Source organism: Aequorivita capsosiphonis DSM 23843, from assembly GCF_000429125.1.
In the GTDB taxonomy this organism is placed as follows: domain Bacteria; phylum Bacteroidota; class Bacteroidia; order Flavobacteriales; family Flavobacteriaceae; genus Aequorivita; species Aequorivita capsosiphonis.
The window spans coordinates 203,542-220,390 of the sequence record NZ_AUBG01000007.1 but is presented as its reverse complement, the minus strand read 5'-3'; the positions used below and the strand labels follow the sequence as shown (position 1 = coordinate 220,390).

The following is a 16,849-nucleotide window of genomic DNA, read 5'->3' as shown; positions in this document are numbered from 1 at the left end:
CATCATTGTTTCACAAATTTGGCGTTGTTTGTCATGCTGAAGAAAGAAGAACTAATTTCAGATTAATTATGCTATCTACGATCATTAAGTCCACAATCACCCCTTCAACTCCCTCGTATCAATTTCTTTGAATGTTATTGAAGAATTCGTTAATTTGTAAAATGTAACTCGTTTCATAACTCCTAATATTTAAATATGGACTTTTCAAATCCCCTTGTTTTAATAATTGGTGGAATTCTCTTCCTGGCCATTGTCTATTTTTGGAACAAGCGCAACGCTTCCAACCAGCGACAACGAAAGAATAAGAATTTCCGCAGCAGTTATTACGAACGTAAAAAGAAACGGGAGGAAGAAAGTGAGCAGTGATCTCCCCCTATGCTGAAAAAGCTTTGGAGGACAAGGAGTGGTCAGTGGTCAGTGGTCAGTTTAAATTAAAAAACATTCTTTGCGTGTTCGCGACTTTGCAGGTCTATTTTTCTATTTGTTATTCGTAAATTTGGGAGCCAAAACAGGAAATTATAAAATGAGCTTACAATGAAAATATATACTAAAACTGGTGATGCAGGAACCACTGCCCTTTTTGGTGGCACCCGCGTACCGAAACACAATATTAGAATAGAGAGTTATGGCACTGTGGATGAGTTAAATTCTTATATGGGATTGATTCGTACGCAAGATATAGATTCAAAAAGCAAGGAAATAATTATAGCTATTCAAGACCGATTGTTTACCGTGGGTTCTATTTTAGCCACAGATCCTGCCAAAGCCGTTTTAAAAAGTGGAAAGGAACGTCTGAACATTCCAAGAATAGAGGAAGAAGATATTACACTTTTGGAAACGGAAATGGACAGGATGAATGATGCCCTGCCGCCTATGACGCATTTTATCCTTCCTGGAGGAAACACAACGGTGTCATATTGTCACATTGCCCGCACCGTATGTCGTCGTGCAGAACGACGTGCTACGTTGTTAAATGAAAATGAACCTATTGACGAAAAGGTCCTAAAGTACTTAAACCGACTATCTGACTACCTATTTGTGCTGGCACGAAAATTGTCTAAAGATACTAACGCGGAAGAAACACAGTGGATTCCGAAGAAGTTGTGATATGAGTTATGAGTTATGAGTTATGAGTTATGAATTATGAATTATGAATTATGAATTATGAATTATGAATTATGAAAAGAAGGAATAATTTAATTAAAGACTATCATTTCCATAAATAACTTATTAACAATTCAAAATACAATCGTCTGATTGTCAATATAATAAAAACGTTCTTTAAAATACAGCAGAAATAATTGGAATTTTACTTGACTTTCTAATCTAAAAAATTACTTTTGCGGAAAATTAAAACCTAAAGTGCTATGTACTGGACATTAGAATTAGCATCCTATTTAAGCGATGCACCCTGGCCCGCAACCAAAGACGAATTGATTGATTACGCGATCAGGACCGGTGCTCCACTAGAAGTAGTGGAAAACCTTCAGGCAATCGAAGACGAGGGCGACTCTTACGACTCTATTGAGGAGATCTGGGCAGATTACCCAACCGACGACGATTATCTTTGGAATGAGGATGAGTATTAATCCCATTAATCTTGGGAAAAATTAAAAAATAATATAAAAAGTCTCTTCAAGGAGGCTTTTTTTTATTTAAAAAAGTTGCCACAAATTCACGAATCCTTTTTTTTTTAAAAATTACTCGTGAACCTGCCTACCAGCAGACAATTTTGTGGCCAAACAAATCAAAACTGAAAAACTGTGCTGCCTAGCAACACTTCAAAATAAGCAAAGCGTTTAAAAGCGCTTCAACAAAATAAATAATTATGGGAATATTAGATAACGTACTTAAGGTTTTTGTAGGCGATAAATCAAAAAAAGATCTAGGCCAAATGCAGCCGTTGGTAGATGAAGTAAAAAAACATGAAGCCGCGCTAGAAACACTATCCCACGATGAACTTCGCGCAAAATCAACTTACTTCCGAGATATAATAAAAGAAGATCAAAAGGAGCTTCAAGATCAAATAGACGCCCTCGAAAAGCAATCTGATGAAGAACAAGATATCAACAAAAAGGAAGACATCTACAACCAGATTGACAAATTAAAGGACGATCGCTACGAAATTGAAAAAGCGACTCTGAAAAAAATACTTCCCGAAGCCTTTGCCGTAATGAAAGAAACAGCAAAGCGTTTTAAAGACAATGAAACCTTAACCGTAACTGCAAATCCCTTTGACCGTGAAATTTCTACAGACAAGGGGTATGTAACGCTTGAAGACGACAAAGCCATTTGGCAAAACTCTTGGGATGCCGCAGGAAAAGCCATCACTTGGGATATGGTTCATTATGATGTTCAGTTAATTGGAGGTGTGGTACTTCACGAAGGAAAAGTTGCCGAAATGCAAACGGGGGAAGGTAAAACCTTGGTTGCAACACTACCAATGTACTTAAATGCCCTTGCTGGAAACGGAGTACACCTTGTAACCGTAAACGACTACCTTGCAAAACGTGATAGCGCGTGGATGGCGCCCTTATTCGAATTCCACGGAATGACCGTTGATTGTATCGATAACCACCGTCCAAACTCCGCTGCACGAAGAAAAGCATATCTTTCTGACATTACCTACGGAACCAACAACGAGTTTGGTTTCGACTACTTGCGTGATAATATGGCGCATTCGCCAGACGATCTTGTGCAGCGCCCACATCATTACGCCATTGTGGATGAGGTGGATTCTGTTTTGATTGATGATGCGCGTACGCCACTTATTATTTCAGGTCCTGTTCCTGAAGGCGACCGTCACGAATTCAATGATCTTAAACCGAAGATCAATAATATAGTTGAAGTTCAGAAAAAATACTTAACCGGTGTTTTAGCCGAAGCCAAAAAGCTTATAAAAGAAGGCGATCACAAAGAAGGAGGTTTCCAACTACTACGTGTTTTCCGTGGTTTACCTAAAAACAAAGCCCTGATAAAATATCTTTCAGAAGAAGGCATAAAACAAATTCTTCAGAAAACGGAAAACCATTATATGAGCGATAACAACCGCGAAATGCCCAAGGTTGATGCCGAACTTTATTTTGTGATTGATGAAAAAAACAATCAAATCGAACTTTCCGATAAAGGTATAGAATATCTGTCTGGAGACGGAGAACCCGATTTCTTCGTAATGCCAGAAATTGGAACGGAAATAGCAAAAATTGAAGAAAAGGGACTTCCAACAGAAGAAGAAGTTGCTGAAAAAGAAGAACTTTTCCGCGAATTCTCTTTGAAAAGTGAACGTATCCACACGATGAGCCAACTTTTGAAAGCTTATACGCTTTTTGAAAAAGATGATCAGTATGTGGTGATGGAAAACAAAGTAATGATTGTTGACGAACAGACCGGACGTATTATGGACGGTCGTCGTTATAGCGATGGACTTCACCAAGCAATTGAAGCCAAAGAAGATGTGAAAATTGAAGCAATGACCCAAACTTTTGCTACAGTTACACTTCAGAATTACTTCCGTATGTACCGTAAATTATCTGGAATGACAGGTACGGCCGTAACAGAAGCTGGTGAACTTTGGGAAATCTACAAACTGGATGTGGTTGAAATTCCAACCAACCGTCCAATCGCACGTTTTGATCGTGAAGATAAAATTTACAAAACAAAACGTGAAAAATACAACGCCGTTGGCGAAGAAGTTGTTGCTCTTTCCAGAGCTGGAAGACCGGTACTGATTGGTACAACTTCCGTAGAGATTTCAGAATTATTGAGTAGAATGTTGAGTATTAAAAATATTCCGCACAACGTTTTGAACGCAAAACTCCACAAACGCGAGGCAGATATTGTTGCCGAAGCAGGGAAAAGCGGAATCGTAACCATAGCCACAAACATGGCGGGTCGTGGTACGGATATTAAATTGAGCAAAGAAGTAAAAGATGCCGGCGGACTTGCAATTGTAGGTACGGAACGTCACGATTCGCGACGTGTTGACAGGCAGTTGCGTGGTCGTAGCGGACGTCAAGGAGATCCAGGAAGCTCACAGTTCTACGTTTCTTTGGAAGACAACTTGATGCGTCTCTTCGGAAGCGAGCGAATTGCGAAAATGATGGATAAAATGGGCTTAAAGGAAGGCGAAGTGATACAACATAGTATGATTTCAAAATCTATTGAGCGCGCACAGAAAAAAGTAGAAGAAAACAACTTCGGAATTCGTAAGCGTTTACTGGAATATGATGATGTAATGAATGCGCAACGTGAAGTAGTTTACAAACGTCGTTACAACGCATTGTTCGGAAATCGACTTCGTGTAGATATTGCGAATATGATTTTTGATACTTCTGAAGTAATTGCAGACAGCAATAAAATGGCTCAGGATTATAAGAATTTTGAATTTGAATTGATTCGTTTCTTTTCTATGAGCTCTCCAATTACTCAAAAAGAATTTGAGAAAATGGACGCTCGTGAAATTGCGGGAAAAGTTTATAAAGCTGCTTATATTCATTATCAAAACAAAATGGAACGCAATGCCGAAATGGCTTTCCCAGTTATCAAAAATGTTTACGAAACACAAAAAGATAAATACAAGCGAATTTTAGTGCCATTTACCGATGGTGTGAAAACCTTAAACGTTGCTACCGATCTTGAAAAAGCTTATGAAACTGAAGGAAAGCAATTAGTTCACGATTTTGAGAAAAACATCACGCTAGCTATTATAGATGATGCTTGGAAAACGCATTTGCGTAAAATGGACGAGTTGAAACAATCTGTTCAACTTGCCGTACACGAACAGAAAGACCCATTGCTAATCTATAAATTTGAAGCCTTTGAACTTTTTAAAGAAATGATTGAAAAGGTAAATAAAGATGTTGTTTCCTTCCTTTTCAAAGGCGAATTGCCACAGGAAAACCAACAGCAAATTCAAGAAGCTCGTGAGGTTAAAAGAAAGGATAATTTAAACGAGCAGAAAGAAGAGATTCCAAATATGGATGAGCGAGCCGCAGAATCTCGTGCTGCTGGAAATACGCAATCGCAACAGCAGCAAGTAACAGAAACCATTGTTCGTGAACGTCCAAAAATTAACCGTAATGACAAGGTTACTATCAAGCACGTTATGAGCGGGGAAAACAAAACGATGAAGTTTAAACAAGCAATCCCGATGCTTGATAAGGGGGATTGGGTTTTGGTTGATGAATAAATTTAAGAGTCAAGAACCAAATACAAGCTTTAAAAATATTGTTAAAAAAGAAATCCTTCACGGTTGTGGGGGATTTTCTTATTAATAAATAAAGTATTAAATTTGCTTTTCCCGTTATTTTTTTTCATTTTAGCAAAACCATAACTCCCCAATTAGAAGTCCCATTTTAAACTTTTAACGTTATGAAACAAAGTATTACCCCCCCCCCCGAAGAATAGTTTTATTTCTATTTTTTATGATTGCCTATGCTGCCACAGCACAAACTTTTATGGATAATGTACGTACCGAGATCCAGACCAAAATTCAACATCTGAATCCAAACGATGTCCCTACACGAATCCTTTATGACAGAACGCTCCCTCTTTCAAATATTTTAGGTTATGGAACTCCTTCCGGTTTTGCACCTTTAGTGCCTAGTGTGCCAAACAGTAATGCCGGACATTATTTTTTGGCGATGGAAGATCTTTATAGGATGGATTATTTGAACAGATTCACAAATCCTGAAACTTTAATTACAAACAATCAAACTGCAAGTAATATAATTAATATCGGTTTTATTAATGCCGATATAAATAAATTTAAAGATGATGCCTTGGACATAGGAGCTTTAATTGTCCAAGGAAATGATAGTCTTTTTTATGATAACCCCAATTCCTCTTTATCTCCTTACAATGAATACAAGAATATTTTTGTGGCATCAAGTCTCAAGAAAAAAACTACTTTAAAAAGTATATACTTTAAACTGCCCAGTGTATTCTGGAAAGAAACTGCACAGTATAGCATTAGCAGTTTACAAATTGATTTTAATGACGGGGTCGGGTACAGAACTGTAGTAAAAAACCAAACCTATTATATACAGTATGCAGCTTACGGCAACAAAGATATAAGTATAAAAGCAACCTTTAGCAATAATGCCACAAAAACCGTCACCTCAGTTTTAGAGATTGTAAGTCCCAATGATGAAGTCTTGATAAGCGAGACTATGTCCACATTGCCCAGTAATTGTGCGATACCAGTTACCCAAGTGTTTTCATCTGCACCCTATACCTTTCAGGGGTATGATGAGGGCCAGGCTTATGTGGGCATTGGTAGATATGCTAACCATTCAAACACAACTTGTGTAGATAAACCCATAATCGTTGTGGAAGGGTATGATCCTGCTGATACTTTTGATAATGATGATATTTTTGGAACAGCTCAATTAAATAGAAATGGACTATCTACCGATCTCGTCAACAATGATTATGATGTAATTACCTTAAATTTTGAACCTCGTCCCATCAACGGAAAAACCGTTGCTGGAGGAACCGATTATATAGAAAGGAACGCCATGGTTTTAGTAAAATTGATTACATTCATAAACCAGAACAAAAGTACTAATGCAGAGCCTACTAAGGTTATCGGTTTTAGCATGGGCGGTGTTATTGCGCGTTATGCCTTACGATATATGGAGCTTAACAGCCTAACACACGATGTAGATTTATACGCATCTGTAGATGCGCCCCACCAAGGTGCAACCGTACCAAGAGGGGCTCAGGAAATGATTGATTTTGTGGATGATGTTGTACCTAACTGGGGCGAAGATTATGAAGAGTTTTCAGAAATTGGTGAAAACTTGGAAAATCCAGCAGTAAAACAATTACTATCAAACCATTATAATTCTTCCACATTTCACAATACTTTTTATGGAAACTTGAGCACTATGGGCTACCCACAAAATTCTAGGAATATTGCGGTGGTAAATGGTAGCTTCTATGGCAACGGGACCAGCGATATAAATCAAAAATACTTTGAGGGCAAGGCTCATTTGCTTTGGGTCTTGATAGATGGAAACATTCGCTTAAAGTTTACCAATAATTCCGGCAATGCAAGGGTGTTCAACTGGAGGCTCAAGTTGCTGGGCGTAACCGTATGGCACCGCCAGCGCTATTCCTATACCAACCCCAGCATGGGCAGCTTGGAAAACGCTCCCGGCGGTATCGCCACATTGGAAACGCTTGACAAAGATATTTTAGAGCTTACCGAACTGGGTTTTGACTGGTTTGTGGCCGGAATGGATCTGGAACTTTCCAGTGACAAGTTCAGCTTTATACCAACAAAAAGCGCCTTGGACTATCAAGGGGATCCGCACCTTTATGAAGATATAAACCGAAATTTAGTATGCACTAACAATACCCCATTTAACAGTTATCACTCAGCACCCTCAACCAATGAGCCCCATACTTTTTTGTCTTCCACTTCTTCATATTACCTTTTTGAAGAAATTGAAGGAAATCCCCAAGACCCATATCCGGGAGGTACGGGCACCTATCCTTCTGGCGGAACGTATAAGGTAGATCCTCCAATTGGTATAACATATACCTTATTGACCGGTGGCGGCAACAATACCCTGCTGGGCGATCCAGACCCGCTCAATTTACCTGCGGCTCAAAAGGTAACCGTAAGGCCCAATATGCCCACGGGCGCATCCAACCCAACTTGGACGGTTTGGGCTGACAACGATAATTCGCTGGACAGTTGGTCCTCAGGTGGTAGCACCTTGACCTTCTATTATATGAACAAAAATTTTAACTCCGTCATTGATTTTCGGTTCACGATTACCGATGAATGCGGCAACCCGCAATTTACCCCGGTACGGTTCGTTATTGTGGAAGATGGAGGACGGCCGCAGCCAATAGAGAGTTTTGTGGTCTATCCCGTTCCCGCAAAAAATATGATAACCATTGTCAATACACAAAGCGAAAATACCGCAATCACTGCCATTTTGTATGATATGTTTGGACAGGAAAAAACATCGCACCGAGCTGTAGACAACAATTCCCTGACCCTTGACGTTGGATATGTTCCCGAAGGCATTTACATTTTAAAGATTATTGGAAACAACGGAATTGAGGTAATAAAACATTTAAACATAGAGAAATGAAACGTTATATGATTTTAAAATCGCTTATTATATGCGCTATTATTGCAACGAGTTGCAATAAGGACGATGACAATAAAAATGGACAAGACTGCGTAAAGGAAGAGAATTTTTTTGAGGCGGAGTTTCAAGGTGAGATAATTGAACCAAGATGGATTACAGGTGGAGGAGTAAGTGCATATACATTATCTGTAAATAGAAATAATGAGGATGAAAATGACTGGGAAATCTCTTTAACATCCAACAATAGGATATCCTTAAATTTTTCGTTGGTAAATGTTAATGGCACGGGCAATTATCTTATAGAAGCGGCAACTTCAAGCGAACTCCCCCCTCCCCCCTTCACGTTTTCCAAAACATATATTTATGTTGAAAAAATTGTAGATAATTCAACTATTTATTATTTCAGCAAGGAAGGATCGGGAGATATAAGAATTACTGATTATAATTCTGAGGATGGTATTTTAATTGGAACCTTTAATTGTGAATTATACAACTCCTTTGACCCAAGTATAATATCCCCGATTAGCGGTGACTTTAATATCAATCTCTCTACACTTAATATTGATGAAAAGCCTTGTTGGCTGTAATATGAAAAGCATTGTTTTATATAAAATATTTTGTAACTGATCGGTCTCTATAAACCCGCATTTTACCACGGTACGGTTCGTTATTGTGGAAGATGAAGGACGGCCGCAGCCAATAAAGAATTTTGTGGTCTATCCCGTTCCCGCAAAAGATATGGTAACCATTGTCAATACGCAAAGCGAAAATACTGCAATCACCGCCATTTTGTATGATATGTTTGGACAGGAAAAAACAGCAAGCCGTAGTACAAGCAACAATTCCATAATTTTGGAAGTTGGCAACATCCCTAATGGTATTTATATTTTAAAGATTATAGAACAGAATGGAGTCGAAGCAACAAAACACATAAGTATAGAAAGATAATAATTTTAAAAATGAAAAAATGAAAAAATTTATGATTTTAAAATCCTTAATAATATTTGCCCTATTATTATCCAGTTGTAATAAAGACGATGATAATAACGGAGATCAAGATTGTATAAAGAATAAAAACTTTTTTGAGGCGGATTTTGATGGACAAATCATAGAACCCTATTATAATCAAGGGGGTGGATTTGGGCTCTATACTTTATATATACAACGATGTACATCAAATGATAATACTTGGCTATTTACAATAAGAACTGAAGATGATTTAGGTTTATACATTACTATGACAAACATTGGTGCTGTAGGGAATTATTCAATATCTACTGGAAATCCAGATCATGTAGCAATATATTGTGCTGAAATAACTTCATTATTTATTGAAGATGAATCTACAAACTCCTATTCTTATATCAGTTCTGCCAATGGAACAATTGAAATAACGGAGTATGATAGTGGTTCAGGAATACTGGTAGGAACATTTACGTCAGAAATGGTTAGTACGGCAGATCCTTCAATTGAGAAGACTATAACTGGAGAGTTCAATCTCAATAAATCCACATTGGACAATACTAAAAAACCGTGTTGGCTGTAAGATAATCTTTCCGGGCTACCAATTTCCTATTCTTAATAAGGGCGATTGGGTATTGGTGGATGAATAAAACTTTTGACGTAAGACGGAATGACTTAGGACGTAAGACTATTTAATTTAAGAGTTTTATAGTTTTCAAAAAGTTTATAATCCCGAAGCTGTTGCTTCGGGATTTTTCAATGAAAAAAGCTATCTTTAATCGAAATTGGACAAAGATTTTGTTCAATAAAAAACTGCTATGAAAAAAATATATATCGAACTTAAATGGGCCGTAATATTCACCATTGCGATACTATGCTGGATGTTGCTTGAAAAAACTATGGGTTGGCACGAGGAGCAAATCGTGGATCGCTATTGGTTTACATTATTCTTTGTCCCTTTCGCATTACTGCTTTATTTATCGGCCATGCGCGAAAAAAGAAGAAGGGTTTACGATAGAAAAATGACCTGGTTACAAGGTTTTGTTTCGGGGGTAATTCTTACGGTTTTTATCGCCCTGCTTTCTCCCATAGCGCAATACATTTCACACAATTATATTACCACGGAATACTTCAATACGGTTGCAGAACATTCGGTTACAAACGACCTAATGACAAAAACCTTGGCGAATGACTTATTAAACATAAACAATTACATCTTGCAGTCTTTTTTTGGAGCACTGGGCCTTGGAATTCCAACAGCTGCTATTGTTGCATTTTTTGTTCGCAAGAAATAAATCAATCTTGTCCCCGAAAATAACCTTAGTCGCAATCTATTATATACGTTCGATTTTCTATCAATACGCTGCTTTAACTCAGATTCCTATATTATATTGTTGTCCAAAATTCTATAGATTTCTCAACCAAACATTATAAAAGCAACTACTAAAGGATGGTGGGATATTTGGAATAAAATCCTCTAATGCTTGGACAGCATTGCAATAGATCCTTTCCCGTATTTGAAATGAGTTTTTAGTTGAGCTTTTTAGATGGCTAAAATACACCCGCGTAACGCAAAATAAAGTCCCAAAGCCCGTATTATTCAATTCAATCAAAAAAATAATTTCCACTTTCATTTCATAGTACCTACTTTTACATTCCAAAACACTTTATTTAGATGCGTTCGGTTTGCACAATCTGGTTTTTATTATTTTTCTGCGTGATTTCCGTTGCGCAGCAAGACAATACTTCAGGCCTACTTAAGCAGGCGGAAGATGCTTTATATTCAGATCCACAGGAAGCAATCCGGATTGCCGAATATATTTCAGAAAAATCTGACCAACCCACAGAGTTACTTCAAGCATCCTATATCCTTACGCGTGCTTTTTATATGGAGGGAAAATATGATCAAGCTTTAAAAATTGGTTTAAAATTTTCCGAGAAAGAATTGAAAGGCGATACTGATATTCAAATTCATCTAAACATTCTTCTTTCAAAGATATTGAACGATCTATACCTCAACGCTCTTTCCAGTTACTACAACCAAAAGAGTTACAAATTATTAAATGAAAATTCTGAAAGCAACGCTAAAAGCTGGGTTGAAGGAAAAATCATTCAATATTCTATCAATAAAGATCAACCCGACAGCACCAAAAGAAACTTAGAACATTATTATCAAGCAAAAAATAAATTTAAAGGCCTATCCCCTAAAAACTATTCTTTCCAAATTGGAAATATCAACCTCGATCTAGCGCAAATTCATCTTAGGGAATTTCAATTGGATTCCGCCGAAGTTTACCTGGCAACTGCACTTCAAGAAAGCAGAAAAAAGGAATCGGGAAATTACTTAGAAATGAAGGCGCTAATTGATTATGGCAACTTGATTTTTCTGAAGAATGCCCACACCAAAGCTATTGACACGCTGAATGCTGCCATGAAGATTGCAGAAAAATTTCAGAATCTACCAGAACAAATTACTATCTCCCATGCTATTGCCGAAAATTATTTAGTCCTCAACAACCTTAACGAATTCAATAATTATAATCAAAAAGCGGCTGATCTAAACACTGCAAGAGGTGAAAATGAAAATGATGCAGTGAACGTGGCCTATAATATTTTTAACAAAAATGAAGCTGCAAAGTATGATTTAGCTCGCGCTAATGCTACATGGTACTTATTAATTCTGGGCGGAATTCTATTCTTACTTTTATTATTTTGGGGCTTTACCAAATTGAGATACCGAGCTAAAATAAACCAATATCAAAAATTTATTGGTTATTTAGAACAGAACAAAGAAAAAGAAATAGTAAAAGTCGCTCCTACAAAAAAACTTGATTTACCGCGAACCTTAAATATTCCAAAAGAAGCGGAAGATATTTTGCTTAAAAAACTTAATACCTTTGAGAATTCGCTAGATTTTACAAACAATGACATTTCACTTTCACGATTGGCGCTGCAATTCGAAACTAATACGAAATATCTTTCTGAAATAGTAAACACACATAAACAGAAAAATTTCAACACGTATATCAATGAATTACGTATCAGTTATATTATCGAAAAACTAAAAACTGACCCTCAATATTTACAATATAAAATAAGTTATTTGGCCAAAGACAGTGGGTTTTCGTCCCACAGCGTTTTTGCCACGGTATTCAAATCGGTTACCGGAATTTCTCCAACAACCTTTATTAGCCTATTACAAAACAAACTAGAAAGTCCCGCAGCTTAGCACTATAAAAATGAATACTAAAGTCTCATACAGATTGTTTTTCTTGATTGGAAGTTTTCTTCTGCTAACCAATATGGCCTGGTCGCAACATGAAACGGATAGCATTCTTGAATTTGCAACTAGCCAAATTTATGAAAACCCAAATGTAGCCATTGAAACGGCACAAGAAATTTTAAATTCTCCAGAAGCAACTACTGACACTAAAGTCCTAGCGCTCATTGTAACGTCTCAGGCATATTCCTCTAAAAGAGAATACGAAAAATCTTTGGAATCTTCCCGAAGGGCTATGGAAATGTTTCCAAAAATAAGCGACAAAGAGCTAAAAATTAAACTACTTAACAGGATTGGCGGGCAATACCAGGAATTAAACGTTTACGATAAGGCACTGACCTATTTAGATGAAGCTTATCAATTGCTTAAAACCTTTCCAGAAAGCCCCGAAAGGTTAAAGCTCCTAGGCTTCAATAACCTTGTCCGCGGTTTTATCTATCGAGAGCAGATGAGTTGTGAAATTGCACTAGATTATTTTAATAGTTCCATTGAAGCCTATAAAAAAATAGAAACGCTGCCAAATATTAGTTCCAATCTAAGCATCGCATTTTACAATAAAGGAAATTGCCTGCTTTCTTTGGATAAAACAAGCGAAGCGAAAGCTAGTTTTCTGCAAGCAATAACCTATGCACAGAAAAATAATGCCAAAAGCTTGGTTGCCTTTGCAAAAAAGGGTCTTGCCGGTTTTTATACATCTGTTGGAGATAGTGAGAAAGCTATCAATCTACTCACTGAGGCACTTCAAAACTCCGAAGAAGTAGGCGACAAAATACTTAATCGATCCATTTATGATGCGCTGGCAAATAATTATTTGGTTGAAAACGATTTAAAAAATTATTCATTATACAAGGATAAGAATCTAGCCGTTCACAACGAAATAACCCAAACGGAACGAAAAACTATTGACAATTCCATCCAAAATAATATGGAGGTGAACGCCAAAAAATTGGATGATTTACAAACAAAAAATTACCTATTTCGAGCTCTACTCCTCCTTCTTATAATTGTTGTAATTATACTTATCGCTCGGTCATTTTCCGCTTCTGAAAAGACTTTAAAGGTGCTAAAAAAGGAATTGAAGCTATAGTTCTCTCAGAAATAAGGCTAATATTAACCACTGCTTACCTACCTACAACAAACTGACCATTAAATTTTTAGAAATCAAATTTTACAGGAATTCCGAATTCCGAAAGCCTGTTTCTTTTATTATAGTATAATTCCATCTACTTTGCGGACTTAAATCAAACTAATTCTATTTAAAATTATAAAAATGAAAAAAATTACCTTTTTAGCGAAGAGCGTTTTCCTTGCGGCGGTTCTTCTTGGAGCTTCAAACATTCAAGCTCAGATTGAATTAAAAGTACAAACCCAAATGGAAACCCGATTTAGCGATGTGAACGACGCTGGAACAGGAGTTACCATGTATGATTATTACGATTTTGAAACAAACCAATTAACACCTATTGAGTCTGAAGCATTTATGATGGCACAGATAAATAATGATGAGAATGTTGCTGGATTTATGTTTTATAATGAACCAGAATTTATTTTACAAGCAGCCTACAGAAAAGATGGGGTTTGGAAACCAATCGGGTTTGCACCGGAGCAAAATCCTAATAATTACGATGAAAACTTCACATATGCCATTTCCCCCAATAGCAAATATATAACTGGCCAATCCAACGTAGATTATGATTATGGTGGGTTTTTGTACGATACTGAAACTGAAGAATTGGCACTGACTTTTGACCCCGAAGGAGAAGCAAGTTCATCTTATGATGTAAACGACAACGGTATTATGGTTGGATGGGTTGACCGTCCAGATTCTGGTGGAACCTTACGTGTTCCTGCATACATTACTTTAGATGGAGAATACCACCTTATTCCTGAAGGACAACTACCAACTCTTACTGGTGATAATACCATTCAAGGAATTAATAACAATAATATGATGGTAGGTGATTTTGATCTAGCACCTTTTATTTATGATATGAATACCGATACTTTTACTAGCTTTGATATTCCAGCGGGCGCAGTCCATGCTGCATTTGGAAGTATTTCCGAAAACGGAATAGCTGTAGGATATGCCGATGTTGATTTCCAAGTTAGAGATGCTATTATTTACCATCCTTCACTAGGTGACCAACCACTTTATTTAAAAGATGTTTTGGCAGATAACGGCATAGAAGTTAATACTGACGATGGTCTTTTGGGGACAGCTATATCAATTTCTCCAAATGGAAAATATATCGCTGGTTGGGTAAACGGTGCACCACAATATGCTGAAGGCTGGATGGTTTACCTTGACGATCTTATCTTGGGAACAAACCATGTTTCTCAAAATGGAGTGTCTTTCTACCCTAACCCAGTGTCTGACGTATTGCATATAAATTCAAATGAAACAATTGATTCGGTAGCTGTTTACACTATCACTGGTCAGAGAGTTTCTAATATCACTTCAAACAACAACAATAAAGAATTAAACATTTCTAACTTGGCCAGCGGCGTTTACCTTGTCAAGGTAACTAGCAACGGCAGTGTAGAGAATCTTAAAGTTGTTAAACAATAACAGACTCCCCTAATTCTACGCACTTAACGTGCAAACAAACCTCTCATCATTTTTGATGGGAGGTTTTTTATTAGATATCCAATTGAAGGGATTGCTCTTAATGCAAAAAGTTGAGTCATTTTCATAAGAAGTGGTTTTTCTTCAATCAAAAACCAGTTCCAAAAGCTATTAACATTTAGCGTGCTCCTATTGCAATTATTGGCTCCTGCAACTTTCAAATTACAAAGAACCGGATATTATGAGTGTAGAATCATTTTTATTTACTAATTGGCTTTCAGTATTTTAAAATTTGGATTCTACCGAAATTCCGAATTCCGAAAGCCCCTTCCTTTTCTAGTCCTATGTTTCCAACTACTTTGCAGACTCAAATCAAACTAATTCTATTTAAAAAACATTAATGAAAAAAAATACTTTTTTAAAAACGTGCATTTTCCCTGCAGCCATTCTCCTTGGAACCGCAAATATTCAAGCCCAAATAGAGTTGAAAGTACTTACTGAAACGGGTACTCGTTTCAATGATGTTAATGATTCGGGTTTCGGAGTAAATGTCTACAGTTATTACGATTTCGAAACAAACCAATTAACACCTATTGAACAAGAAGTATTTATGGTGCAAGCCACAAACAATGATGAGAATGTTGTAGGTACTATGATTTATGATGAACCGAACTTTATTTTGCAGCCAGGATATAGAGTAGGCGGCACTTGGAATGCAATCGATTTTTTACCTGAACAAGATCCTGAAAATATGGACGAGAATACAGTATATGGTATTTCCCCAAACAACAAATATATAACTGGACAACTTAACATAGGATCTGATTACGGAGGATTTTTATTTGATACCGAAACTCAAGAAATGATAGCCACTTTTGATCCAGAGGGAGAAGCTGGGTCTTTTTATAATGTAAACGACAACGGAATAATGGTTGGATGGGTAAACCGTCCTAATCCCGGAACACTTCGTATTCCTGCATACCGTACCCTAGACGGGGAATATCATCTTATTCCAGAAGGTCAATCTCCATCATTTAACCTTAATACCATAAATGACATCAATTCCTCGAATCAAATGGCTGGAGATTTTAACGGACAACCTTTCATTTATGATATGTCAACCAATACTTTTACGCGTTATGAAATTCCAGCGGGCGCAGACTATGCTACTTTTGGATCTATTTCTGAAAACGGTGTTGCTGTGGGCTATGCTAATATTGATATCGAGATTCGCGATGCAATTGTATATCACCCATCTCTAGGAGACCAACCACTTTATCTAAAAGATGTATTGGCAGCTAATGGCGTAGCTGTAAATACTGACGATGGTCTATTGGGTACGGCTAGTTCTATTTCTCCCAATGGCGAATATATTGTAGGCTATCTAAACGGCCCACCAACGTGGGAACAAGGCTGGATGGTTTATCTTGATGATCTTATCTTGGGGACAAACAATGTTTCAGAAAACGCAGTGTCTTTCTACCCTAACCCGGTAACAGATGTATTGCATATAAACTCAAATCAAACAATTGATTCAGTAGCGGTTTACACAATCACTGGTCAAAGAGTTTCTAATATCACTTCAAACAACAACAATAAAGAATTAAACATTTCTAACTTAGCCAGCGGCGTTTATCTTGTTAAGGTAACTAGAAACGGCAGTGTAGAAAATCTTAAAGTTGTTAAACAATAACAGACTCCCCTAATTCTACGCACTTAACATGCAAACAAACCTCTCGTCATTTTTGATGGGAGGTTTATTATTTGAAATTAGTCGTGTCCGACTAAGATGTAAGACCGCTTGCTCATCCGCAAAAGCTATGGCGGCACGCGGACGCTAAAAGACTTAAGATATAAGACTTGCCTCTTAATACTTTGGTAATTAGGTTAAATTGATGAAGTATGCTTTTTAATTATTAAATTTTAATG

Annotated in this window: 13 protein-coding genes; all 13 read left to right on the top strand. The window is 37.1% G+C overall.

All coding sequences use genetic code 11. The features are described 5' to 3' along the window. Window positions 1-195: 195 nt before the first annotated feature. Window positions 196-366 (top strand): hypothetical protein, encoded by a 171-nt coding sequence (locus tag G440_RS21200; RefSeq protein WP_157417884.1) that lies wholly within the window; start codon window positions 196-198, stop codon window positions 364-366. A 168-nt stretch (window positions 367-534) separates the two neighbouring features. Beyond that, window positions 535-1,107 (top strand): cob(I)yrinic acid a,c-diamide adenosyltransferase, encoded by a 573-nt coding sequence (locus G440_RS0107340; protein WP_026450717.1) that lies wholly within the window; start codon window positions 535-537, stop codon window positions 1,105-1,107. 260 nt (window positions 1,108-1,367) lie between these two features. Further along, complete coding sequence (locus G440_RS0107335; RefSeq protein WP_014782927.1) at window positions 1,368-1,589, top strand: DUF2795 domain-containing protein; 222 nt, start codon at window positions 1,368-1,370, stop codon at window positions 1,587-1,589. A 239-nt stretch (window positions 1,590-1,828) separates the two neighbouring features. Then, the gene (gene secA / locus G440_RS0107330; protein WP_026450716.1) at window positions 1,829-5,188 is read left to right on the top strand and encodes a preprotein translocase subunit SecA; all 3,360 of its coding nucleotides are present in this window, start codon (window positions 1,829-1,831) and stop codon (window positions 5,186-5,188) included. A gap of 235 nt (window positions 5,189-5,423) precedes the next feature. Continuing rightward, window positions 5,424-8,111, top strand: coding sequence for a T9SS type A sorting domain-containing protein (locus G440_RS0107320; protein WP_026450715.1), 2,688 nt, complete (start codon window positions 5,424-5,426; stop codon window positions 8,109-8,111). Beyond that, a complete protein-coding gene (locus G440_RS0107315; RefSeq protein WP_026450714.1) occupies window positions 8,108-8,698 on the top strand; it encodes a hypothetical protein in 591 nt (196 codons plus the stop codon). The genes G440_RS0107320 and G440_RS0107315 overlap by 4 nt, the downstream gene beginning before the upstream one ends. Before the next feature lie 85 nt (window positions 8,699-8,783). Next, a complete protein-coding gene (locus G440_RS0107310) occupies window positions 8,784-9,059 on the top strand; it encodes a T9SS type A sorting domain-containing protein (RefSeq protein ID WP_026450713.1) in 276 nt (91 codons plus the stop codon). A 19-nt stretch (window positions 9,060-9,078) separates the two neighbouring features. Beyond that, complete coding sequence (locus G440_RS0107305; RefSeq protein ID WP_026450712.1) at window positions 9,079-9,657, top strand: hypothetical protein; 579 nt, start codon at window positions 9,079-9,081, stop codon at window positions 9,655-9,657. Window positions 9,658-9,892: 235 nt separating this feature from the next. Continuing rightward, window positions 9,893-10,369 carry a DUF4199 domain-containing protein gene (locus G440_RS0107300; RefSeq protein WP_026450711.1) on the top strand — a complete coding sequence of 159 codons (477 nt, stop codon included), beginning with the start codon at window positions 9,893-9,895 and terminating at the stop codon, window positions 10,367-10,369. A gap of 380 nt (window positions 10,370-10,749) precedes the next feature. After that, on the top strand, window positions 10,750-12,303 hold the full coding sequence (locus G440_RS20610; protein WP_026450710.1) for a helix-turn-helix domain-containing protein: 1,554 nt from the start codon (window positions 10,750-10,752) through the stop codon (window positions 12,301-12,303). Window positions 12,304-12,313: 10 nt separating this feature from the next. Continuing rightward, window positions 12,314-13,441: a tetratricopeptide repeat protein gene (locus G440_RS0107290; RefSeq protein ID WP_084426651.1), complete on the top strand. Its 1,128-nt coding sequence runs from the start codon at window positions 12,314-12,316 to the stop codon at window positions 13,439-13,441. A gap of 183 nt (window positions 13,442-13,624) precedes the next feature. After that, the gene (locus G440_RS0107285; protein WP_026450708.1) at window positions 13,625-14,923 is read left to right on the top strand and encodes a T9SS type A sorting domain-containing protein; all 1,299 of its coding nucleotides are present in this window, start codon (window positions 13,625-13,627) and stop codon (window positions 14,921-14,923) included. 397 nt (window positions 14,924-15,320) lie between these two features. Then, a complete protein-coding gene (locus G440_RS0107275) occupies window positions 15,321-16,613 on the top strand; it encodes a T9SS type A sorting domain-containing protein (RefSeq protein ID WP_026450706.1) in 1,293 nt (430 codons plus the stop codon). The last annotated feature ends 236 nt before the right edge of the window (window positions 16,614-16,849 follow it).